Raw genomic sequence first — 22,082 nt, forward strand, 5'->3', positions numbered from 1 at the left:
CATCCCACCGGATCTCGTACGACCCACCAGGACGGCCCGATGAGCGAGTTGGTTCCCGGGGGCAATCTGCCCCTCCCGGGCGGCAGCGTGACCGTCCGGGTGCCCGGCCCGTTCGACGTGTCCGCGCTCATCACCGACGACAGCGGCAAGGTCCGCGGCGATGCCGACTTCGTGTTCTACAACCAGCCGTCCGCGTCGGGCGCCCTGCTCCAGGGCGACGCCCTGACCGTCGACCCGCCGCGCCTGCGCCCCGGGGCCACGCGGGTCACGGTGGTCGTCAGCCCCGCCGACCCGGGTACTCCCCTGGGCCGCCTACCGGCCCCCGTGCTCCACGTCAGCGGCCCGGGCGGCCGCGCGGTCGCCCGGTTCGCACCGCCGCGCCCACGGCAGGAGACCTTGCTGCTGCTCGCGGAGATCTACCGGCGTGGCGAAGGATGGAAGCTGCGGGCCCTGGGGCAGGGGTACGCGGACGGGCTGGCGGGGCTGGCGCGCGACTTCGGAGTGGACGTCGTCGAGGACGCGACGCCGAGCCCGGTCGCGGCGGCACCCTCACCGATCACTCCGGCCGGACCGGCGGCTCGGTCCACGATGCACACCCTGTCCGCCCTCACCGTCCCGCACGTCCCCGCCCCCGATCGCGACGGCTTCCTTGGCCTGGTCAACTCCGCGCGCGCCAGTGCAGGTTCACCGCCCGTGGCCCTTGACGCGCGCCTGGCCTCCGCCGCGCAGGCCCACGCCTCCGCCATGGCAGCGGCGAACCAGCTCGGCGTCGAGGGCCGCGACGGCGTCTCCGTGTACCAGCGCATCACCGGGACCGGGTACGCGTATCTCACCGTCGGCGAGCACCTGGTCTCCGGCCCCCGCACCCCCGCCGACTTCGTCGCGTACTGCCTGCGCACCGAGCAGCCCCGCCGCACCCTGCACGACCCGGCCTTCACCCACGCCGCGCTGGCGCACGTCACGGGCGGCCGCTCGGGCGACACGTACTGGACGGCGCTGTGGGCCAGGCCGTTGGCCCCCGGCGACCTGTCCCGCACGGCGACCGAGGTCGTCGACCTCACCAACCGGGAGCGGGCCCGGGCCGGCCTGCGTCCCCTCGCCGTCGATCCCGCGCTCAGCACCGCGGCGCAGGCCTACAGCGCCGACATGGCGACCCGCGCCTTCTACTCCCACACCTCGCCCGAGGGAAGCCAACCCTGGGACCGGGCCGCCGCCGCGGGCTCCCGCATGCGCTCGATCGGCGAGAACATCGCGTGCGGCCAGCGCTCCCCCGCCGAGGTCGTGGATGGCTGGATGAACAGCCCGGGCCACCGCGCCAACATCCTCAAGCGCGACTTCACCCACATCGGGATCGGCTTCGCGGGCGGCGGGCCAGCCGGCACGTACTGGACTCAACTCTTCGGCGCCTGACGGTTCCGGGGGAATCCGACACGCCGCGATCTAGGCAGAACGGGAGCGTCCGGGACAGGATGCCCGCATGAAGGGTGACCTCTTTTCCAACGAGCACATGGTCCAGCCCGCCACGGCGCCGGGCATGACGATCGAGAACGCCAAATGCATCAAGTACGCGGTGAACGGCGAGATGCACGCCCGTCAGGGGGCGATGGTCGCCTACCGCGGCAACCTCCAGTTCGAGCGCAAGGGCCAGGGCGTGGGCGGCATGCTCAAGCGGGCGGTGACCGGTGAGGGGCTGCCGCTGATGGCGGTGCGCGGGCAGGGCGAGGCCTGGTTCGCGCACGAGGCGCAGAACTGCTTCGTCGTCGACGTGGACCCCGGCGACGAGTTCACGGTCAACGGTCGCAACGTCCTGTGTTTCGACGCCTCGTTGTCGTACCGGATAGCGACGGTGAAGGGCGCCGGCATCACCGGCGGCGGCCTGTTCAACAGCGTCTTCACGGGGCAGGGCAGGCTGGGCCTGGTGTGTGAGGGCAATCCGCTGGTCATCCCGGTCTCGCCGCAGTACCCGGTGTACGTCGACACGGACGCCGTCGTCGGCTGGACCGCGGGCCTGGACACCTCGCTGCACCGCTCGCAGTCGCTCGGCTCGATGCTGCGCGGCGGTTCCGGGGAGGCCGTGCAACTGATGCTGCAGGGCCAGGGCCATGTCGTCGTCCGGCCGAGCGAGGCGACACCGCAGAAGTCCCAGCAGCACTGAGACCGCCCGTGAGGTGATCTGCGCCTCACGAGCAACCCTGTCCGCCTTGCCGACGTCTTGATCGACAACAAGTGAAGCCCTGGCCGCCCTTTCCGGCCAGGGCAGGTTTTCAACGCTCTATACACGCCATGTATACCCATTACGTATACGCACTGCGTATACACAGAGGGTAGAGACGGCGTGTATATCGATCGAGAGGCATCGATGTACGGCAAGGCATTCGCCCCGGAGTACCAGGGAGCCCTGACCAAGCTGTCCGTGAACTCCTCGCTGACCGACGTACTGGCCGCCGGCACCGAGCAGTTGAGAGCGGCCGAGCGCGCCGGGCAGCACGGCGAGGCGGCACGCTCGGGGCTCGCGGTCGCCGAGGCGCACCGCCGGCTGGGGCAGATCGGGGACGCGGACCGGGCGTGGAAGGCCAGCTACCGCGCCGCCCGGGAGGCCGACGACACCGCGGCGATGGCCTGGGCGCTGTGGAGCGGCGGCACGCTGGCCCGGCAGCGCGGGTCGTTCGCCCTGGCCCGGCGGCTGCTGCAGCTCGCGGCGGACTTCGGCGAGCGCGGCGGCGACATCGTCGTACGCGGCTACTCCCTGGCCGGTCTCGCCGAGACCGGCCGCATCCAGGGCGACTACGACGCCGTCCACCGGCTGCACGAGCAGCTGCTGGCCGAGGCTCGGCGGCGCGGCGAGGCGCGGCACACCGTGTGGGCCCTGGAGGGCATCGCGCAGATCCACCGCAACACCGGCTCGTACGACACCGCGTACGACCTGTTCGAGGAGGCGGCCGAGATCGCCGCGGGCGCCGAGGACCGGCGTGGCCATGCCTGGGCGCTGCGCGGGCTCGCCGACGTCGTCTCCGTGCGGGACGGCGACACGGAACGGGCCCTGACCCTGCTGTCCGAGGCGGAGACCACGTGCCGGGCGATGAGGCTGTCCAGCGCGCTGGCCTACAACCACAAGATGCGCGGCAACGTCCTCTACCGCGCCGGGCGTTACGCCGAGGCCCGGGACCTGTACGAGCAGGCGCTCGCCGAGTTCCGCGCCATGAGCGAGCCGCGCGGGGAGGCGCTGTCCCGGCTGGGGCTGGCCAAGTCGCGTGCGCAGCTGGGGTGCGACCGTGCCGAGACGGCCGCCGAACTGACCGAGCTCGCCGGGGTGCTGGAGCGGATCGGGCTGCGGCACGCCCGGGAGATGGTGGCGCGGGCGCAGGAGGAGTTCGGCGTCGGCGAGGATGCCATGGCGGGCGCCGGGGCGGGGGCCGTACGGTGACGGCTTCTCCTTCTGCTCTCCGAGCTCCGTCCGGCGTCCAGCAGCACACTTCGTCGGTTCAGGCTCCTCCACCCGACGCCCGCCAAGTCCTGGACCGCTGCCGCGCATTGGTGCGGCCCGCGCTGCGGGAGGCCGTGGGGCGGACCCATCCGTGGGTCGGTGAGATGGCCGCGTACTCCTTCGGCTGGTGCGAGGTGGGTGGCGCGCCGGCCGCCGCCTCAGGCGGGAAGGGCGTACGGCAGACGCTGGCCGTGCTCGGGGCCGAGGCGGTCGGCGCGCCCGGGCGGCTCGCGGTGCCCGGGGCCGTCGCGGTGGAGCTGGTGCACGCCTTCTCCTTGCTGCACGACGACATCATGGACGGCGACACGTCCCGGCGCCGCCGCCCCACCGTGTGGAAGGCGTACGGCACGGGGCCCGCTGTCCTCGCGGGTGACGCGCTGTTCGCGCTCGCCGTCGAGACGCTGGCCGCGGCACCGGCGGGGCCGCAGGCCGTACGGCTGCTGTCCGTGGCGTTGCAGGACCTGGTGCGCGGGCAGGCGGACGACCTGCTGTTCGCCACGCGTCCGTGGACGGGGCCGGAGCGCGTGCGGCCGGACGAGTACCGGACGATGGCCGAGCACAAGACGGGCGCCCTGCTGGGCTGCGCGGCCGCGCTGGGGGCCCTGCTCGGCGGTGCGCCGCCCGCGACGGTCACCGCGCTCGACCGGGCGGGCCGGCACCTGGGCGTCGCCTTCCAGGTGGTCGACGATCTGCTGGGCATCTGGGGCGACCCGGCCGTCACCGGCAAACCGGTGTACGGCGATCTGCGGGAGCGCAAGAAGACGTTCCCCGTGCTTGCCGCGCTCGACTCGCCCGACGGCGGCCGTCTCGCCGCCCTCCTGGAGTCGTCCGCCGACCCCGCCGAGGTGGCCTCGCTGATCGAGGAGGCGGACGGCCGCTCGGCCGCGCTCGCGGAGGCCCGGCGCCACGTGACCGCCGTGGAATCCGCACTGGCCGACGTACCCCTGAAGGCCGGGCCCGCCGCGGAGTTGCGGTCACTGCTCGACTTCCTGATGCGGCGCGACCTGTGAGGGCCCGGCTCCGAGCTGGGCGGTGATCGCCGAATCATCATCGCGCCCGCGGCGAGCCCATGTTGACCGCGTCATGTGACCGCCACTCAGCCCCCTCAGGCCGACGTACCACTGCAGGCCCGTCCGCCGGGGAACTGCGGTCGCTGCTCGACTTCCTGATGCGGCGCGACTCGTGAGGGCCCGGCTCCGAGCGGGGCGGGGATCGTCGAGTCATCGTGCCGTCCGCGGCGACCCCGAGTTGACCGGCGCCGTCTCCCGCGTCAGGGTGCCAACGGCGTGGACCCCGCCCCCACGCCGGAAGGGTGACTGCCTTGATCGGGATCTCCGACGTCGAAGCCGCGGCCGACCTCATCGCCGGCCACGTCGTCCACACGCCGACCGTGCCCAGCCCCGGACTGTCGGCCCTGCTCGGCGTCCCGGTGACGGCCAAGCTCGAACTGCTGCAGCGCACCGGCTCGTTCAAGGCCCGAGGGGCGACGGCGAAGCTGCTGTCGCTGACCGAGGCGCAGCGCGCGGCCGGGGTGGTGGCGGTCAGCGGCGGCAACCACGGGATCGCCCTCGCGATGACGGCCGCCGGCCTCGATGTGAAGGCGACCGTGGTGATGCCGCGCTCGGCGCCGGCCCGCGCCGTGGAGATCGCCCGGCACGCCGGGGCGTCGGTCCGGCTGACGGACGATATGGACGGAGCGTTCTCCCTCGTCACGCGGCTGCGGGACGAGGGGCTGACGCTGGTCCACCCCTTCGACGACCCGTTGGTGATCGCCGGCCAGGGCACCGTCGGACTGGAGCTCGCCGACGACGCCGGTGAGCTCACGGACGTGATCGTCAGCGTCGGGGGCGGCGGACTCATCTCCGGCGTCGCGGTCGCACTGCGGGCCCGCCGTCCGGACGTACGGATCTGGGGCGTGGAGACCGAGGGCGCCGAGGCGATGTCCGAGGCGCTGGCGGCGGGCGGGCCGGTACCGGTGGCGCTGTCGTCGATCGTGTCCACGCTGTGCGCGCCGGCCGCGTCCCGGCTGACGTACGACCATGTGTCCGCCCTGGTCGACGAGGTGCTCGTGGTGCCGGACCGGGAGGCGGTGCGGGGCGTGCTCGACCTCGCCGAGCACGCCAAGGTGTGGACCGAGCCGGCCGCCGGCTGTCTGCTGCCCGCGGCGCGGCGCGTCCTGGACCGGGTCGGGGACGGCGCGCGGCTCGGGCTGGTGGTATGCGGGGGCAACGCGACGACCGGGGACGTGCTGCGCTGGGCGGCGGATTTCGGGGTTCACTGAAACGCCGGCTCGAATTCCTTACTTTTTCGTCAGGTTACTCACGCGTCAGAAGCAAAGGAAAGGAACGGCCCTTTAGTTGAGGATTTCGTTGAACGCTTCCCGTCCCGTCTCTCGTACTTCCTGTGAGAAATGAGAAACAGGGGTTCAGCGAGGGATGGCCATGGTCAAGGCGCGCGTCTCCACATCCGAGTTGGTCGCCGGGAGGTACCGGCTCGTCGATATCGTGCACAGCGAGACGAACCGCGTCAGTTACTACGGCGAGGACATCGAAACCGAACGCCCGTTCCTCCTGATACAGATCGGGCTCCCCGACGACCCGAGCCCGGACGACAGGCGCCGAACCACCTCGCGCCTCCTGCGCACCTCCGAGCGGATGGGGCTGCTGCGCCCGGGCGCGGTCGCCACGGTCGTGGACGCCATCGAGGACGGCGGGAACCTGTGGATCGTCACCGAGTGGATCGACGGCACGCCCCTCGGTGAACTCCTCACCCAGCAGGGCACGTTCAACTATGTGCGGGCCGCGCGCATCGGCCTCGAACTGCTCGACGTACTGGAGGCGGCGCACGTCGCCGGCATCACGCACGGCGAACTGAGCCCCGGCCAGGTCTTCGTGCGCGGCGACGGCACCGTGGTGGTCACCGGCTTCGGGCTGGCCGGCGCCACCCTTGCGCCCCGGGTCGCCGCACCGTCGTACGCCTCACCGGAGCAGGCCCGCGACGAGCGCATCGGGCCGGCGTCCGACCTGTGGGCGCTGGGCGCGATCCTCTACGCCATGGTCGAGGGGCGTCCGCCGTATCGCGAACGGGACCGGCCCGAGGCCACGTTGAAGGGCGTGGACCGGCTTCCGCTGCGCGCCCCAGTGCGTGCCGGGCCGCTCACCCAGGCCGTGCAGGGACTGCTGCGCAAGGACTCCCGGGAGCGGCTGAGCAGACCCGTGGTCCGCGAGGCGTTCGTGCGCGCCCTCAACGAGGATCCCGAGACGCCCCTGCCGTCCGAGCCGCGCCCCCGGATGCGCGGTCTGTACGCCGTCGGACCGGGCCGGGGCAGGCGCGCCATGATCGCCGGCACCGCGCTCGCCGTCGTCACGGTCGCCGCGGCCGTCCTGTTGGTGACCAGCGACCGGTCGGACGACTCGGACCCCACGGCGGCCGGTACGGCACCCAGCCCGTCGGCCTCCGCCGAGGAGCCCACGGCTCCGGCTCCGACGGCGTCCCCCACGAAGGAACCCACGGCCTCCCCCACGAAGAGCGCGCCGGAGACCGCATCGCCCACCGCGTCCCCTTCGGGCACGGCGCTGCCCTCCGGCTTCCGGACGTACACCTCACCGGAGGGCTTCTCCCTCGCCCTTCCCCAGGACTTCAAACCCCTGAACACCACGCGCGCCTCGGACCTGGCCTACCGGGTCGTGTTCGGCGCGCAGGGCGATCCGCGCACGCTCGCGGTCACCTACAGCGAACGCGTCGGCCCGGACCCCGTCGCCGTGTGGCGCGACGACGTCGAGCCCGGACTGAAGCAGGCCGACGCCGACTACGAACGCATCGGCGACATCGAGGCCACCACGTACCAGGGGTACAAGGCCGCCGACATCCAGTGGCTCGCCGATGGGGACGACACCCGGGTGCGCACCTTCGGCCGCGGCTTCCTCATCGGCGACCATCTGGGCTACTCGCTGCGCTGGACGACCCCGGCGGACGACTGGAACGACGCCGACAACCAGGAGGCCCTGGACACCGTCCTGCGCACCTTCCGGGTGCCCGAAGCCTGATCAGGCCGGCATGCGGGGTGCGCACATCGCCCGCAGCGGCAGGCGGTGCAGCGGTTCCGTCCGCCAACGCGTCGTGAACGTCCGGTCCTTGAGCGAACACGTCACCTCCAGGTGGTGCGGGGTCTCCAGGAAGGCGATGTCCACGACGAGGGTGTCCGCGTCGGTCCAGCCGCCACTGACCGCGGTGGGCACGGCCCCCTCGGTGACGGTCCAGCCGGCCTTCCCGAGCCGCAGCCGAAGCGGGTGGCCGTCCTCGGTGAGCGTCAGGGCCCAGCCGTCTCCGTCCGGCGCGAGATCGATCGAGGTCAGCCTCGACAGGTTCTCGTCGACATCGCCGTACGGGGTGAACGCGGCGGCGGACCAGGCCTCGGCCTGCCGGGGCGGCTCGGGCTCGCCGGCAGCGGGCGGCAGCGCCAGGCCCGCCAGCCGCTCGGCCAGGGCCACGTCCGCCGCCTCGCCGCCCGTCAGGGGCGCCGGGCGGAACGCGGGCAGCAGATGCTCCCAGACCAGGTCCAGGAGAGCCTGCATGTTCCAGGTGTCCGCGGTCGTCGCGATCACGGCGTCCTGCTCGGGCAGCACCAGGCAGAACTGACCGAACGCGCCGTCTCCGCGATAGCCGTGCCGGGACATCCAGAACTTGAAGCCGTACCCGTGCTGCCAGTCGTCCCCGGGCATGACACCGGAGTTCGAGATCTGCGGGCGTGTCGCCTCGGCCACCCACCACTCGGGCAGCAGCCGCCGGCCGTCCCACACCCCGCCCCGCAGATACAGCCGGCCCAGCCGGGCGATCGCGTCAGTCGTGGCGTGCAGTCCGCTGAACCCGAGCTCCCGGCCGTCGCGGTAGCGCAGCCACGCGACCTCGCCGATGCCGAGCGGGTCCAGCAGGCGCGGCCGGAGATAGTCGGTCAGCGACTGGCCGCTCGCACGCTGGACGATGGCGGCGAGCGTGAAGGTGGCGGGCTGGTTGTAGGCGAAGACCGTGCCCGGGTCGCGGGGCGGCGCTGCCAGCAGGAACCCGCGGACGAGGTCCTCACGGTCCAGTGCGCGCGCCTCGTCGAGTGCGTCGGTCTCGTGCCCGGTGGCCATGGACGCCACATGCCGCACGAGCATCGCGCGGCTGCGCGGATCGGTGATGTCGGCGTCGAACTCGGGGAAGTACGAGATCACCGGGTCGTCGAGGCGGATGAGCCCCTCGCCGGCGGCGATCCCGGCTGCGGTCGAGGTGAAGCTCTTGCTGATCGAGTAGAGCAGGTGCGGGCGTTCGGGGGTGTACGGCGCCCACCAGCCGGACGCGACGAGCCGGTCGTGGCGCAGGATCATCAGGCTGTGCGGCTCGATGTCGGGGGCGGCGTCGAGGGCGTCGAGGAAGGCGAGGACACCGGAGGCGTCGACGCCCTGGGCGGCGGGCGTGCTCGAAGGCAACGGGCGAACACTCATACGAGCATCCTCTCCGATGCCGGGGCGATGACAGAGGCATTCGCGCCCGGACTCCGGACACCGTCCCGTGCGTCCCGTCGATCCCGTTTTCACCACCCGTGTCCGGGGACTCGGGCCGCATGGTGCAGATCGGATACACGATGATGACCGAGCAGGCCGCCCCTCGTGACCTGGTGGACCATCTGGTCCGCGCCGAGGAAGCCGGCTTCGACTTCTCTGTGACCTCGGACCACTACTTTCCGTGGCTGCGTTCGCAGGGTCACTCTCCGTACGCGTGGAGTCTCCTGGGCGCGGCCGCCCAGGCAACGTCGCGGATTCCCCTGATGACCTACGTGACGTGTCCGACGTTCCGCTACCACCCGGCGGTGGTGGCGCAGAAGGCGGCCACCATGCAACTGCTGTCCGAGGGACGGTTCCGGTTGGGGCTCGGCTCCGGCGAGAACCTCAACGAGCATGTCGTGGGCGGTGGTTGGCCGTCCGTGGATGTGCGGCACGAGATGTTCGAGGAGGCGGTGGAGATCATCCGCGCGCTCTTCGAGGGCGGCCATGTGAACCGTCGCGGCACGCACTTCGACGTGGAGTCGGCCCGCCTGTGGGACCTGCCGGACCAGCCGCCGCCCATCGGCATCGCCGTCTCCGGTGAGCAGTCCTGCGAACTCGCGGGCCGGCTCGGCGACCTGGTGATCGCCACGGAGCCCAAGGCGGACCTGCTGGCGGCGTTCGACCGGCACGGCGGCGCGGGCAAGCCGCGCGTGGGGCAGCTGCCCGTGTGCTACGACCCCGACCGGGACACCGCGATCAAGCGCGCCCACTCCCAGTTCCGCTGGTTCGGCGGCGGCTGGAAGGTCAACGCGGAGCTGCCGCACCCGGACTCCTTCGAGGCGGCGACCCGGTCCGTCACGCCGGACGATGTCGCCGACGCGATCCCGTGCGGCGACGACGTGGACGCCTTCGTCGAGGCCGTCCGCCCGTTCGCCGCGGCCGGCTTCACCGAGGTCGCCCTCGTCCAGATCGGCGGCGAGGAGCAACGGCCCTACATCGACTGGGCGGAGACGACGCTGCTGCCCGCGCTGCGGGACGCGCTCGGCTGACGCACGCGAGCGCACACGCACCGCACCGCACCCGGCGGCACGGGGACCGCGAGAGCGTCGTCCGCGGGTGCCATAGGCTGCCGGTCGGCACCTGCGCCTTCCCGGCGGTGCCTTCCGAGCAGCCCCAACAGGAGAGTCATCCGTGACACTGGCGTTCGTCCCGCCCGAGACGTCCCCCGCGTCCCAGCCCCCGTTGTCCGATCTCGTCGCGCGGGACGCGCGTGAGTTCGGGGTCTACGCGCGGACCGGAGGGTGGGCCTTCGGCCTCATGGTGGCGCGCAGCGTACGGCCCGGCGGGCAGAGCGCGGGCGAGACGCCGAAGGTGTCCGCAAAGGAGTTCGCCGAACTCGCCGGATGCTCCCCCGACCGCGTCATGCGCTACTACAAGGCCTGGGACCGCGCCGCCGACGACGGTCTCGTCCCGCACTTCGAGGCGCTCACGCCGGGCGAGGAGGTGGAGCTGCCCGACTCCGACGTGTGGCTCAGCTACTACGTCTCCCGCAACAGCGCCACCTCGGAGCGGGGCACCGCCATCACCGAGGCCGCCGAGGCCGAGGGCATCCGCCCGACGAAGGCGCTGGAGGTCGCCGAGAACCCCACCGCGCTGCGTGCCGCGATCCTCGCCGACCCCTCGACCGCCCGCGCGGCCCGCCAGGCGCTCCTCGACCGGGTACGCGAGGACCCCGATCTGCAGGCCGAGTTGGCGCGGGACGTCGTCCGCACCGACGACCTCAAGAAAGCCGTCGCCACCGAGAGCCGGGCGGCCGACCGGATCGGGTACGTCCGCCAGATCGCCGAGTCCGGCCAGATCAAGACCCCGGCCGGGCAGACCGTGGACGCGCCCGTCGACGTGCGCCAGGAGGCCGAGCGGCACTTGTCGCTCATCGACGAGCTGGAGGACGAGCAGGACACCGGCGAGTGGGCCACCGAGGCCTACGACACCATGAAGTCCCTCGTCGCCGAGACCGTGGAGGCCGACCCCGAGCTGCGGGTGCAGGAGCGGCGGACGAAGTTCTACAGCAGCCTGCAGCGGGCGACGAAGGTCTTCGAGGAGCTGACCTTCGACGATGTGCAGGAGTTCGTCGAGGACGACATGGTCCAGCAGTTGGAGGAGCTCCAGCAGGCCATCACCACGTGTATCACCGCGCTGCGCGGGGCCCGGTCAGGCCCCGGGCGGGAGGAGTAGCCGCTCACATCCGGGGGCGCCGCCGCTTCACTCCGTGTGGCGGTGGCGTGCCCACAGCGGCAGCACGAACCAGCACAGCAGGTACCAGAGGACCACGCCCGTGACCAACCAGGGGACGTAGTCGTCGTGGGTGGCGACACGGAGGATGAGCAGCAGCGAGCACGCTGTCGTGGCGAGGAGCAGGAGCAGGCCGACCAAGGTCAGCCGAGAGGCCCACTGCACGGCATGCTGCTTGATGCGTCGTCCCGACACCAGCCGGTGCAGGGACACGGGACCGATCAGGGCTCCGGTGGCGGTGGCACCCAGCACGACCGTCACGATGTAGATCGTCTGGTCGGTGCCGCTGAGCGTGTCGTACTTCGTCGTGAACACGACGGTGAGCAGAAAGCCGAACAGGATCTGGACACCCATCTGGGCGACCCGGACCTCTTGGAGCAGGTCGGTCCACATGCGGTCGGCCCGCTCGTCCTCGGTCTCGTCGCGTCCCGTCCGTCTTTCATGCTCAGTCATGCGCTACGAGTAACCGCAGCGCCGAGCGCTCAAACGGTGTGGTTCCGGGAGCAGTCGGGTGGCCACCGCCGCAGACGCAGCGCGTCTACCAGCGGCCCGCCACCTGGTCCTGGATCCGCCGGTCGTAGAGGTCCCGGATCGCGGTGAGCGTGTCCCGGGACAGCTCCGGCAGCGCGGCGGCGGCAGCGTTGGCGCGGGCCTGCTCGGGGGTACGGGCGCCCGGGATCACGGTGGTCACACCCGGCTGCTGGATGATCCAGCGCAGCGCGAGCTGGGCCGGCGTGTAGCCCTCCGGGACGAGTTCGGCGAACTCCGCGGCGGCCTCGACGCCGGTGGCGTAGTCGACGCCCGAGAAGGTCTCGCCCTGGTCGAAGGACTCGCCGTGCCGGTTGTAGGTGCGGTGGTCGTTCGCGGCGAAGACGGTGTCCTTGGTGTACTTGCCCGACAGCAGGCCGGAGGCCAGCGGCACCCGGGCGATGATGCCGACGCCGGCCTCGTGCGCGGCGGGCAGCACCTCGCGCAGGGGCTTCATGCGGAACGGGTTGAGGATGATCTGCACGCTCGTGACACCCGGGCGGGCGATCGCGGTCAGCGCCTCCTCACAGGTCTCCACGCTGACGCCGTACCGGGCGATGCGCTCCTCCGCGACCAGGGTGTCGAGGGCGTCGAACACCTCGTCCGTCGAGTAGACGGGCGTCGGCGGGCAGTGCAGCTGGACCAGGTCGAGGCGGTCGACGCCGAGGTTGCGCCGCGAACGGTCGTTCCAGGCGCGGAAGTTGTCGAGGACGTAGTTCTCGGGGATCTGGTCGACGCGGCGGCCCATCTTGGTCGCCACGAAGATGTCCAGCTCGGGCCTGGCGCGCAGGAACGTGGCGATGGTCTGCTCGCTGCGCCCGTCGCCGTACACGTCGGCCGTGTCGAAGAAGGTCACTCCCGACTCGACCGCCGCCTCCAGCACCGCCAGGGCTTCCTTGTCGTCGACGTCTCCCCAGTCGGCGCCCAGCTGCCACGTACCGAGACCGACGACGGATACCCGCTGACCCGACCTACCGATTACACGCTCGTCCATGGCGTCAGTGTGTCATTCGCCATCCATGTCCGCGGAACAGGCCCCTCCGCCTCGTCACCTGTGAATCCATCACTCACACGGGTGAATCAAATCGACAGGCGAGCAGTGCCTGTCAAGGCGGTCCCTAGCGTGAGCCCGTGACCGACGACTTCAGCCGCAGGGGCTTCCTGCGCACGGCAGCCGCCCTGACGGCCGTACCGACTCTTCTGCCGGCGGATCCGGCCGCCGCGGCACAGGAGTTGCCCGACTTCCCGGCCGATGTGGCGCTCTACCGCTCGGCGTACCGCAACTGGGTCGGCGAGATCACTGCCGACGGCCTGTGGGCCTGCGCACCGGCCCGCCCCGAGCGGGTGGTCGCCGTCGTCAACTGGGCCTGGCGGCACGGTTGGAGAGTCCGCGCGCGAGGTGCCTCGCACGGCTGGTCGCCGCTGACGATCACGCAGGGCACCCCGTCGGACGCGCCGGTCCTCCTGGTGGACACCGCCTCCCATCTCACCGGCCTGTCACTGGAGTCGCCGACGGCCGTGCGCGCCGGCACCGGCGTCACTTTGGAGGCCCTGCTCACCTACCTCGAGGAACACGGCCTCGGCGTCACCGCCGCGCCCGCGCCCGGCAACCTCACCCTGGGCGGCGCCCTGGCCGTCGACGCGCACGGCACCGCCGTACCGGCGCGCGGCGAACAGCGGCTGCCCGGGCACACGTACGGTTCGCTGAGCAATCTCGTATTGTCGCTGACGGCCGTCGTCTGGGACGACGCCAGTAGCGCGTACGTGCTGCGGACGTACGGCCGTGACGAGGCGGACTGCGCCGCCCTGCTCGCCCATCTCGGCCGCTCCCTGGTCACCGAGGTCGTGCTGCGCGTGGGCGCGAACACCAACCTTCGGTGCGTCAGCCGTACGGACATCCCGGCCGCCGAGCTGTTCGCCGCGCCCGGCACCGACGGACGCACCTTCGCGAGCTTCCTGGACCGGGCCGGGCGGGTCGAGGCGATCTGGTTCGCCTTCACCGAGTTCCCGTGGCTGAAGGTGTGGAGTGTCTCCCCCACCCGGCCCCCGGCCTCGAGGCGCGTGACCGGGCCGTACAACTATCCCTTCTCCGACAACGTCCCGACCCCGGTCGCGGACCTGGTGGGGCACATCGTGTCGGACGGGGCCTGGTATCTGGCACCGGTGCTCGGCAACGCGCAGTACGACGTGGCCGCGCTCGGACTCGTGGCGACGCTGTCGGCCGACATCTGGGGGCCGTCGAAGAACACGCTGCTGTACTTGCGGCCGACCACGCTGAGGATCGCCACGAACGGCTACGCCGTGCTCACCAGCAGGGCGCAAGTGCAGCGCGTCGTCGCCGAGTTCACGGCCTTCTACCGGGAGCGTCTCGCGGCGTACGCCGACCGGGGGCAGTTCCCCGTCAACGGGTCGGTGGAGATCCGGGTCACCGGCCTCGACGATCCGGCGGACGCCGGCCTGGACGGGGCGCGGACCCCCCTGCTGTCGGCGCTCCGCCCACGCGACGACCGTCCCGAGTGGGACACCGCCGTCTGGCTGAACATCCTGACGTTGCCCACGACGCCGTACGCGGAGGCCTTCCTGAGCCAGATCGAGCGGTTTCTGCTGCGCACCTTCGACGGCGAGTACGCCATGACCCGCGCCGAGTGGTCCAAGGGCTGGGCCTACACGAAGGAGGCCGCCTGGAGCGACGGAGAGGTGCTGGGCACGGTCGTGCCCGGCACGTTCGGGGAGGGCGTGTGGGGCGGGGCTTCCGGTGTCCTGGACCGCCTCGACCCGCACGGCGTGTTCGGCAACGCCTTCCTCGACCGGTTGTTCCGGTGAGGCTCCAGGCCCGCGGCACCGGCATGATCCAGACGACTGGCTCTAGGTGCGGGACGCCAGGGACCTGGCGTGCACGGTGCGTGCGACCTTCGGTCCGAGCCAGCGCTTGAGACGGCGCATGGCCTCCAGTTGCCCGGCCGCCCTGTCGATCTTGTAGTAGAGCTGGGGCGGCAGGTGCGGCAGCAGGGGTGAGTGGCGCTGGCCGAGCAGCGCGAACATCTGGTCCGGGGGCAGCTGGAGGTAGCGGGGCAGGTTCTCGTACCACTGGGCGCTGTAGCGGGCCGCGCTCTGGATGGACAACAGGGCCTGCTTGCGCTCCTGTTCGTAGTGGGCGAGCGCCTCCGGGAGGACCGGGTGCTCGTGCAGCGCGTCGGCGAGGGCGATGGCGTCCTCCAGGGCGAGGGTGGTGCCGGCCCCGATGGAGTAGTGCGTGGTGTGGGCGGCGTCGCCGAGCAGGACGAGGTTGTCGTGGTACCAGGTTTGGTTGGAGAAGGTGCGGAAGGGCCGCCACCGGTCGCTGCCGTCGGCGCCGGAGCGGCCGATGAGGGGGTGGCCCTCGAGGACGTCGGCGAAGAGCCTCTCCAGCAGGGCCAGTCCATCGGCCTCACTCGCGGTGTCGAAGCCCAGGCCGGTCCAGGTCTCGGGGGCGCATTCGACGACGCAGGTGCTGGCGCCGGGACCGAAGCCCTGGCCGTAGCCGTACCCGTAGCACCAGATCCAGCCGTGGGCGGTCTCGACGAAGGCGAAGGTGAACGCGTCGAAGACCTTGCTGGTGCCGAGCCAGAGGTAGCGGTTGCGGCCGGCCCTGGCCCGGGTACCGAAGTGGTCGGCGTACTGGGTGCGCAGGGAGCTGTGGACGCCGTCGCCCGCGACGACCAGGTCGGCGGCGGGAAGGTTCTCCGGCGTGATCTCGTGCTCGTAGTCCAGCCGTACACCCAGTGCGCGGGCGCGTTCGGCGAGGATCTCCAGCAGCCGGTGGCGGCCGATGCCGTGCCCCGAGTCGCTGGGCCGACGGGTCGTCACGCCCCGGACATGGGCGACGCCTTCGTCCCAGCGGACCGAGCTCTCCTCGATGGCGCGAGCGGACACGGGGTCGTGCTCGTACAACTTGACGAGCAGTCCACGCCAGTAGGTGACGCCCCAGCCGTAGGTGGAGCCCTCCGGATTGCGCTCGTGGACGGTGATGTCGTGCGACGGGTCCCGCAGCTTCAGCAGGATCGAGAGGTAGAGGCCGGCGGGCCCGCCACCGACACAGGCGATCTTCACACATACCCCTTGAAAATATGCAAATCGACCATATCCACTCGGCAGGGTAGCAGGACGGACACCCCTTCCCGCGGCATTGCGGATCGCGCCACTTTCCGCGCGTGAGGTGGACCACGCGCGCCGGCTCCGCCGGTGAAGGACCATCCGGAACGCGATCTCCCGGGGGAGGAATTTCCCGTTCCGGGGCTTGACGGCCGCCATCGCGGCAAGATCACCTTCATTCAACCTTGCACGACATGTAGTTACTTGTCCGGATCGGGGCCAACCACTGCCGAGGGATTTCTTCCGCTCCCGTCCGGCCCGATAGGCATGCGGAGTCGTCAACCGAACGAACTCAGGAGGTCCGCATGCCGGAACTCAGCCGTCGCCGTGCGCTCACCGCCGCGGCCGCCCTCGCCACCGTGGCCGGTGTCCAGACGGTCACCGCCCCCACCGCCACGACCGCGTCCGCCACCCCCACCGCGTCCACCAGGTCCTCCGGATCCGCCGCCGGGCACGACCACCACGTCCCGACCCCGTCGCCCTTCGACGAGGTCTACAAGGGCCGCCGGATACAGGGCGGGCCGGCTTCGGGCGGCGGTCACGAGCACCACGGCGGCGGATACGCCGTGCTGGTCGACGGGGTGGAACTGCATGTGATGCGCAACGCCGACGGCAGCTGGATCAGCGTCGTCAGCCACTACGAGCCGGTGCCCACGCCGCGCGCCGCGGCCCGCGCCGCCGTGGACGAACTGCAGGGCGCCGCACTCCTCCCCTTCCCCACCGGCTGACCGCCGACCGACACACCGGCCGACCGCCGACTGCCCGCCGTCCGTACGCCAACTGACGCGCCCCACCCGCACTTTGGAGCACCAGCGACCATGACCGTCCGCAAGAACCAGGCCCTGCTCACCGCCGACGAGAAGCGGCGATTCGTCTCCGCGCTCCTGGAGTTGAAGCGCAGCGGCCGCTACGACGAGTTCGTCACGACCCACAACGCCTTCATCGTCGGCGACACCGACAACGGCGAGCGCACCGGACACCGTTCACCGTCCTTCCTGCCCTGGCACCGCAGATTCCTGCTCGAATTCGAGCGCGCGCTGCAGGAGGTGGACGCCTCGGTCGCGCTGCCGTACTGGGACTGGAGCACCGACCGCTCGATACGGTCCTCGCTGTGGGCGCCCGACTTCCTCGGCGGTACGGGGCGCAGCCGCGACGGACAGGTGACGGACGGGCCGTTCGCGGCATCGACCGGCAACTGGCAGATCAACGTACGCGTCGACGGGCGTACGTTTCTGCGACGGGCGCTCGGCGCCGGCGTCCGGGAGCTGCCGACCCGGGCCGAGGTGGAGTCGGTGCTCGCCATGCCGACGTACGACATGGCGCCCTGGAACAGCGCCTCGGACGGCTTCCGCAACCACCTGGAGGGCTGGCGCGGCGTCAATCTGCACAATAGGGTGCATGTGTGGGTCGGCGGGCAGATGGCGACCGGCGCGTCGCCCAACGACCCGGTGTTCTGGCTGCACCACGCCTACATCGACAAACTGTGGGCGGACTGGCAGCGCCGGCACCCCGGCTCTCCCTATCTGCCGGCGGCCGGAACGCCCAACGTGATCGACCTCAACGACACGATGAAGCCGTGGAACGACGTACGCCCCGCGGACCTGCTGGACCACACCGCGCACTACACCTTCGACGCGGCCTGAGCCCCGTAGGGCGCATCGTCATGCCTCGGCGGTCCGGCACTCCGGGTGGCCCCAGCCCTGGGGGTTCTTGGCGATGGACTCGCCCGCCGCGTAGCCGCGGCCGCAGAGGCAGCGGCCCGGGAACTTGGCCTTGATGGTGCGCGAGGAGCTGCCGTTCTTCCGCGGCGCGGCAGACTTGCGGCGCGGGGCCGACTTGGCCTTCGGGGTGTCCGGGGAGGGCGGCGGCTCCGGTGAGCCGAGCCCGCTGCCCGCGGCCTCCTGCACGGTCGCGGCCTGGCTTGCGGCGCGGTCGGCGAAGTCGTTCAGCGGGTCGCCGTCGACCTGGTGGGCGGGGACGTAGCGGAACTCGACCGTGCGGCCGTCGAGCAGTTCGTCGATGCGTACGACCAGATCCTGGTTGGCGACCGGCTTGCCGGCGGCCGTCTTCCAGCCGTTGCGCTTCCAGCCCGGCAGCCAGGTGGTGACGGCCTTCATGGCGTACTGCGAGTCCATGCGGATCTCCAGCGGTACGCCGGGGTCGGTCGCGGTGAGCAGCTGTTCCAGGGCGGTGAGTTCCGCGACGTTGTTGGTGGCCCTGCCGAGCGGCCCCGCCTCCCAGCGGGCCGGAGCCTCGGTCTCGTCGGCAACGACCCAGGCCCAGCCCGCCGGTCCGGGGTTTCCCTTCGAAGCCCCGTCGCACGCGGCCACTACACGTTCACGCATGTGCCCGATCATGCCATGGGCGGGCCGGGTGCCCGGAATCGCGGAGTCGGTCAGGAGACGTCGCTGAGCTTGGGCATGTCGCCCTCGGTCGTGCTGGTGTCGATCACCGAGAAGTTCGCGCCCTGCGGGTCGCTCAGCGCCGCGAACCGACCGAACGGGCTGGTCATCGGGCCGAAGCGCAGCACGCCGCCGAGCTTGGTGGCCTTGGCGACGGCGTCGTCGCAGTCGGGGACGTTGAAATAGACGTTGATCCACGGCGGGATGTCGGGCGGGAAGTCGTCCGTCATCTTCATCCGGCCCAGGGCCATGTTGTCCTTGCCGAGCGTGTAGAGCCGGAAGTCCATCTCCCCGTCTTCCATCTGCTGCTGCCCGTAGCCGAAGACGGCGGGGAAGAAGGCGTCGGACTTCTCCGGCTCACGGGTGAAGATCTCCGACCAGCAGAAGGCCCCGTGCTGATCCATCTCCGTCTCGAAGCCCTTGTGGGTGCCGGGCTGCCAGACACCGAAGACGACACCGCCGGGGTCCCGGGCCAGGCACATGCTGCCGAACTCGCCGACCGCCATCGGCTCCATCAGGACCTCGCCACCGTTCTCACGGATCTTGGCGGCGCTCGCGCCCGCGTCGGAGGAGGCGAAGTAGAGGCACCACTGCGACTGGCCCTCCTGGCCGGGCATCGGCGGCACCACCGCGGCGGCCGCCTTGCCGTTCGCGTAGGCCTGGGTGTAGTTGCCGAACTCCGTCGACTCCTCGCCGAAGGTCCAGCCCAGGACGTCGCCGTAGAAGCTCTTCGCTCCCTCGACGTCACTGAACATCGCGTCGGCCCAGATCGGGGTTCCTTCAGGTTTCACGGCCATGGTCGCGGCCCTCTCCCGGATCGGTGAGTTGTCCGGATTCTTACGCTAGCCACCAGGCCCTCCGGCCGCGCGCCGAATGGCCGGTTCCGCTCCAGACTGGGGTGGACGGCAGCCGGTCGGCGAACGGGACACGGTATGGCGGACGGGACGATGCGCGCGTGGTCGGTGGTCGAGCCGGGGCCGGTCGAGTCGGGGTCCCTGCGCCCGGTCGAGAAGCCGGTGCCGGTGCCGGGGGACGACGAGCTGCTCGTGCGCGTGCTGGCGTGCGGGGTGTGCCGTACGGATCTGCACGTCGCCGAGGGTGATCTGGAGGTGCATCGGCCGGGTGTGACGCCGGGGCACGAGGTCGTCGGCGTGGTCGCGGGGTTCGGTGCGGCCGTGGGCGGTTTCGGCATCGGGGAGCGGGTGGGGGTGGCCTGGCTGCGGCGGACCGACGGTTCGTGCGGGTACTGCGCGCGGGGCGCCGAGAACCTGTGCCCGGCCTCGACGTACACCGGCTGGGACGCCGACGGGGGGTACGCCGAGTACACGACCGTGCCGGCCGCGTTCGCGTACCGGCTGCCCGCCGGCCTGGACGACGTGGCGGGCGCGCCGCTGCTCTGCGCCGGGATCATCGGGTACCGCGCCCTGCGACGGGCCGCGCTGCCACCCGGCGGGCGGCTCGGGCTGTACGGCTTCGGGGGCAGCGCCCATCTCTGCGCGCAGGTGGCGATGGCCGAGGGTGCCACCGTGCACGTCCTCACGCGCGGGGCGGCCGCGCGGCGGCTGGCGCTCGATCTGGGCGCCGCCTCGGCGCGCGACGCGCAGCAGATGCCGCCCGAGCCGCTGGACAGCGCGATCCTGTTCGCGCCGGTCGGCGAGCTGGTCCCGGTCGCGCTGCGGGCCCTCGACCGGGGCGGCACGCTGGCCGTCGCGGGCATCCACCTCTCCGACGTCCCGGCACTGCGCTACGAGACCGAGCTGTTCTACGAGAAGCAGCTGCGCAGCGTCACCTCCAACACGCGCGCGGACGGCCGTGAGTTCCTGGCGCTCGCCGCCGAGCACTCCGTACGTGCCACCACGCACACCTATCCCCTCTCCCGGGCGGACGAGGCGCTGCGGGATCTCAAGGCCGGACGCTTCGACGGGGCGGCCGTGCTGGTGAACGACCTCTCCTGAGCCGCGCGCCGCCCACGCGCCGGACGGGGCACGAAGCACGAGAGCTCGCAGATCGCACCCCTCGCGCCCGCACCTCGGGGCGAACGCGACCGGCGTGCAGGCATGGGCGAGTGTGCCCTCTGCTTCCAGGGAGAGTTTGCACCACCCAGGTGATCAAACCGCCCCCTTCACGCCGTACCGACCCCACCACCTGCGCTGTTTGGCTTGTCCCTGCGGCGCGTGCGGCTCACCAGTGCCACTGGGCACCCTCATCACGCGCCCGCGGTTGCCGTCGCCACCGACCACTTCGCTCACGCCCGATCACCCTCTAGGGAGATACGTGTCCGTACCCGACAGCGCCACCGGACCCGCCACCGACGACTCCGCCCCCTCCGCCGACGGACAACTCACCAGTCTCAGCACCCATGCGGCGCGCCAGCTCACCACGACCACCAAGTCCGAACCGCAGATGCAGGCCATCTCCTCGCGGTGGCTGCTGAAGATGCTGCCGTGGGTGGACGTCAAGGGCGGCACCTACCGGGTCAACCGGCGCCTGCAGCTGCGCGTGGGCCGTGGCCGGGTGCAGTTCGAGCACAACGGCGCCGACGACATCAAGGTCATCCCGCAGACGCTCACCGAACTGCCCACCCTTCGCGGCTACTCCGACATCGATGTCCTCAAGGAGATCGCGAGCCGTTTCCGGGTGCGCGAGGTCCGGGCCGGCCAGGTGCTCGTCGCGGCCGGGCAGTCGGTCACGGAGGCCTATCTCGTCGTGCACGGCCGCTTCACCCGCTTCACCGAGGGCAAGTACGGCGAGGAGGAGATCCTCGGGGTCGTCACCGACGGCGACCAGATCGGCGACGAGGCCATCGGCCAGTCCGACCCGCTGTGGCGGAGCTCGGTGCGTGCGGAGACCGCGGGCGTACTGCTGGCACTCCCCTGGGCCGTGGTCGCGGAGTTCGTCGACCGGGTGCCGTCCCTCGCGGCGCACCTGGAGGCCTACGGCGAACGCCAGAAGCTGCCCATGAACCGCAAGGGCGAGGCCGACGTTCCGGTGCAGGCCGGCCACATCGGCGAGCCGACGATCGACGGTGGCTTCGTCGACTACGAACTCGCCCCGCGCGAGTACGAGTTGTCCCTCACCCAGACCGTGCTGCGCGTGCACACCCGGGTGGCCGACCTCTTCAACGACCCGATGAACCAGACCGAGCAGCAACTCCGCCTCACCATCGAGGAGATCCGCGAACGGCAGGAGTGGGAGCTGGTCAACAACCGGGAGTTCGGGCTGCTGGCCAACGCCGACCACGGGCAGCGCGTCAGCACCTTCACGGGGCCGCCGACCCCCGACGACATGGACGAACTGCTGTCGATGCGCCGCAAGACCAAACTGTTCATCGCCCACCCGAAGGCGATCTCGGCCTTCTTCCGGCAGTGCAACCGGCGCGGTCTGGTGCCGGGCACGGCGAACGTCGACGGGCACGAGATCCCCGCCTGGCGCGGTGTGCCGATCTTCCCGTGCAACAAGATCCCGATCAGCCCGCAGCACACCAGCAGCATCATCGCGCTGCGCACCGGGGAGGGCGACCAGGGAGCCATCGGCCTGTATCAGACGGGCATCCCGGAGGAGTACCAGCCGGGCCTGAACGTGCGGTTCATGGGCATCGACGCCAACTCGATCATGCGCTACCTCGTCACCGCCTACTACTCGATGGCGATCCTCGTCCCCGACGCGGTCGGGATCCTGGAGAACGCCCAGATCGGCCGGACGGCCGAGTGACCGCGTGGA

At 71.4% G+C, this 22,082-nt stretch carries 19 protein-coding genes; 13 read left to right on the top strand and 6 right to left on the bottom strand.

Features of this window, described 5'->3' with window-relative positions; genetic code table 11:
• Nucleotides 1-39 precede the first annotated feature (39 nt).
• The 6 genes from AB5J55_RS02605 to AB5J55_RS02630 all read left to right on the top strand — a co-directional run bounded on the left by AB5J55_RS02605 (nt 40) and on the right by AB5J55_RS02630 (nt 7,530).
• On the top strand, nt 40-1,410 hold the full coding sequence (locus tag AB5J55_RS02605) for a CAP domain-containing protein (RefSeq protein WP_369269063.1): 1,371 nt from the start codon (nt 40-42) through the stop codon (nt 1,408-1,410).
• A 67-nt stretch (nt 1,411-1,477) separates the two neighbouring features.
• A complete protein-coding gene (locus AB5J55_RS02610) occupies nt 1,478-2,155 on the top strand; it encodes an AIM24 family protein (RefSeq protein ID WP_328883815.1) in 678 nt (225 codons plus the stop codon).
• 204 nt (nt 2,156-2,359) lie between these two features.
• Nucleotides 2,360-3,424, top strand: coding sequence for a tetratricopeptide repeat protein (locus AB5J55_RS02615; protein ID WP_369276069.1), 1,065 nt, complete (start codon nt 2,360-2,362; stop codon nt 3,422-3,424).
• Between the two features lie 89 nt (nt 3,425-3,513).
• Complete coding sequence (locus tag AB5J55_RS02620; RefSeq protein ID WP_369276070.1) at nt 3,514-4,494, top strand: polyprenyl synthetase family protein; 981 nt, start codon at nt 3,514-3,516, stop codon at nt 4,492-4,494.
• 311 nt (nt 4,495-4,805) lie between these two features.
• The gene (locus AB5J55_RS02625; protein WP_369269064.1) at nt 4,806-5,765 is read left to right on the top strand and encodes a threonine/serine dehydratase; all 960 of its coding nucleotides are present in this window, start codon (nt 4,806-4,808) and stop codon (nt 5,763-5,765) included.
• 154 nt (nt 5,766-5,919) lie between these two features.
• Entirely contained in the window at nt 5,920-7,530 is a 1,611-nt protein-coding gene (locus AB5J55_RS02630; protein ID WP_369269065.1) for a serine/threonine protein kinase, read from the top strand.
• On the opposite strand, the gene AB5J55_RS02635 is transcribed toward AB5J55_RS02630, so the two are convergent.
• On the bottom strand, nt 7,531-8,967 hold the full coding sequence (locus tag AB5J55_RS02635; RefSeq protein ID WP_369269066.1) for a serine hydrolase domain-containing protein: 1,437 nt from the start codon (nt 8,965-8,967) through the stop codon (nt 7,531-7,533). It lies immediately after the preceding gene.
• Nucleotides 8,968-9,086: 119 nt separating this feature from the next.
• On the opposite strand from AB5J55_RS02635, the gene AB5J55_RS02640 reads away from it, so the two are divergent.
• A complete protein-coding gene (locus AB5J55_RS02640) occupies nt 9,087-10,058 on the top strand; it encodes an LLM class F420-dependent oxidoreductase (RefSeq protein WP_369269067.1) in 972 nt (323 codons plus the stop codon).
• Nucleotides 10,059-10,200: 142 nt separating this feature from the next.
• A complete protein-coding gene (locus AB5J55_RS02645; protein WP_369269068.1) occupies nt 10,201-11,244 on the top strand; it encodes a hypothetical protein in 1,044 nt (347 codons plus the stop codon).
• A 27-nt stretch (nt 11,245-11,271) separates the two neighbouring features.
• Here the strand turns inward: AB5J55_RS02645 and AB5J55_RS02650 are convergent, their stop codons facing one another.
• Nucleotides 11,272-11,754 carry a DUF6328 family protein gene (locus AB5J55_RS02650; RefSeq protein WP_369269069.1) on the bottom strand — a complete coding sequence of 161 codons (483 nt, stop codon included), beginning with the start codon at nt 11,752-11,754 and terminating at the stop codon, nt 11,272-11,274.
• Nucleotides 11,755-11,839: 85 nt separating this feature from the next.
• Complete coding sequence (locus AB5J55_RS02655) at nt 11,840-12,823, bottom strand: aldo/keto reductase (RefSeq protein ID WP_369269070.1); 984 nt, start codon at nt 12,821-12,823, stop codon at nt 11,840-11,842.
• Between the two features lie 137 nt (nt 12,824-12,960).
• On the opposite strand from AB5J55_RS02655, the gene AB5J55_RS02660 reads away from it, so the two are divergent.
• Complete coding sequence (locus tag AB5J55_RS02660) at nt 12,961-14,652, top strand: cholesterol oxidase substrate-binding domain-containing protein (RefSeq protein WP_369269071.1); 1,692 nt, start codon at nt 12,961-12,963, stop codon at nt 14,650-14,652.
• Nucleotides 14,653-14,694: 42 nt separating this feature from the next.
• On the opposite strand, the gene AB5J55_RS02665 is transcribed toward AB5J55_RS02660, so the two are convergent.
• Complete coding sequence (locus tag AB5J55_RS02665) at nt 14,695-15,918, bottom strand: FAD-dependent monooxygenase (RefSeq protein ID WP_369269072.1); 1,224 nt, start codon at nt 15,916-15,918, stop codon at nt 14,695-14,697.
• 347 nt (nt 15,919-16,265) lie between these two features.
• On the opposite strand from AB5J55_RS02665, the gene AB5J55_RS02670 reads away from it, so the two are divergent.
• Complete coding sequence (locus AB5J55_RS02670; RefSeq protein ID WP_369269073.1) at nt 16,266-16,688, top strand: tyrosinase cofactor; 423 nt, start codon at nt 16,266-16,268, stop codon at nt 16,686-16,688.
• A 90-nt stretch (nt 16,689-16,778) separates the two neighbouring features.
• The gene (locus AB5J55_RS02675; RefSeq protein WP_369269074.1) at nt 16,779-17,603 is read left to right on the top strand and encodes a tyrosinase family protein; all 825 of its coding nucleotides are present in this window, start codon (nt 16,779-16,781) and stop codon (nt 17,601-17,603) included.
• Nucleotides 17,604-17,621: 18 nt separating this feature from the next.
• Here the strand turns inward: AB5J55_RS02675 and AB5J55_RS02680 are convergent, their stop codons facing one another.
• Together AB5J55_RS02680 and AB5J55_RS02685 are read right to left on the bottom strand one after the other, a co-directional pair.
• Nucleotides 17,622-18,317 (bottom strand): ribonuclease H, encoded by a 696-nt coding sequence (locus tag AB5J55_RS02680; RefSeq protein WP_369269075.1) that lies wholly within the window; start codon nt 18,315-18,317, stop codon nt 17,622-17,624.
• A gap of 38 nt (nt 18,318-18,355) precedes the next feature.
• Entirely contained in the window at nt 18,356-19,159 is an 804-nt protein-coding gene (locus tag AB5J55_RS02685) for a VOC family protein (RefSeq protein WP_369269076.1), read from the bottom strand.
• A 150-nt stretch (nt 19,160-19,309) separates the two neighbouring features.
• On the opposite strand from AB5J55_RS02685, the gene AB5J55_RS02690 reads away from it, so the two are divergent.
• The gene (locus tag AB5J55_RS02690; protein WP_369276071.1) at nt 19,310-20,317 is read left to right on the top strand and encodes a zinc-binding alcohol dehydrogenase family protein; all 1,008 of its coding nucleotides are present in this window, start codon (nt 19,310-19,312) and stop codon (nt 20,315-20,317) included.
• Between the two features lie 319 nt (nt 20,318-20,636).
• Nucleotides 20,637-22,073 carry a family 2B encapsulin nanocompartment shell protein gene (locus AB5J55_RS02695; protein ID WP_369269077.1) on the top strand — a complete coding sequence of 479 codons (1,437 nt, stop codon included), beginning with the start codon at nt 20,637-20,639 and terminating at the stop codon, nt 22,071-22,073.
• The last annotated feature ends 9 nt before the right edge of the window (nt 22,074-22,082 follow it).

The organism is Streptomyces sp. R11, assembly GCF_041051905.1.
In the GTDB taxonomy this organism is placed as follows: Bacteria; Actinomycetota; Actinomycetes; order Streptomycetales; family Streptomycetaceae; genus Streptomyces.

Bases quoted from the DNA above. Each gene is read 5' to 3' on its own strand.
- AB5J55_RS02605 (WP_369269063.1), top strand. From the start codon at position 40: ATGAGCGAGTTGGTTCCCGGGGGCAATCTGCCCCTCCCGGGCGGCAGC.
- AB5J55_RS02610 (WP_328883815.1), top strand. From the start codon at position 1,478: ATGAAGGGTGACCTCTTTTCCAACGAGCACATGGTCCAGCCCGCCACG.
- AB5J55_RS02615 (WP_369276069.1), top strand. From the start codon at position 2,360: ATGTACGGCAAGGCATTCGCCCCGGAGTACCAGGGAGCCCTGACCAAG.
- AB5J55_RS02630 (WP_369269065.1), top strand. From the start codon at position 5,920: ATGGCCATGGTCAAGGCGCGCGTCTCCACATCCGAGTTGGTCGCCGGG.
- AB5J55_RS02635 (WP_369269066.1), bottom strand. From the start codon at position 8,967: ATGAGTGTTCGCCCGTTGCCTTCGAGCACGCCCGCCGCCCAGGGCGTC.
- AB5J55_RS02640 (WP_369269067.1), top strand. From the start codon at position 9,087: ATGGTGCAGATCGGATACACGATGATGACCGAGCAGGCCGCCCCTCGT.
- AB5J55_RS02650 (WP_369269069.1), bottom strand. From the start codon at position 11,754: ATGACTGAGCATGAAAGACGGACGGGACGCGACGAGACCGAGGACGAG.
- AB5J55_RS02655 (WP_369269070.1), bottom strand. From the start codon at position 12,823: ATGGACGAGCGTGTAATCGGTAGGTCGGGTCAGCGGGTATCCGTCGTC.
- AB5J55_RS02670 (WP_369269073.1), top strand. From the start codon at position 16,266: ATGCCGGAACTCAGCCGTCGCCGTGCGCTCACCGCCGCGGCCGCCCTC.
- AB5J55_RS02675 (WP_369269074.1), top strand. From the start codon at position 16,779: ATGACCGTCCGCAAGAACCAGGCCCTGCTCACCGCCGACGAGAAGCGG.
- AB5J55_RS02680 (WP_369269075.1), bottom strand. From the start codon at position 18,317: ATGATCGGGCACATGCGTGAACGTGTAGTGGCCGCGTGCGACGGGGCT.
- AB5J55_RS02685 (WP_369269076.1), bottom strand. From the start codon at position 19,159: ATGGCCGTGAAACCTGAAGGAACCCCGATCTGGGCCGACGCGATGTTC.
- AB5J55_RS02690 (WP_369276071.1), top strand. From the start codon at position 19,310: ATGCGCGCGTGGTCGGTGGTCGAGCCGGGGCCGGTCGAGTCGGGGTCC.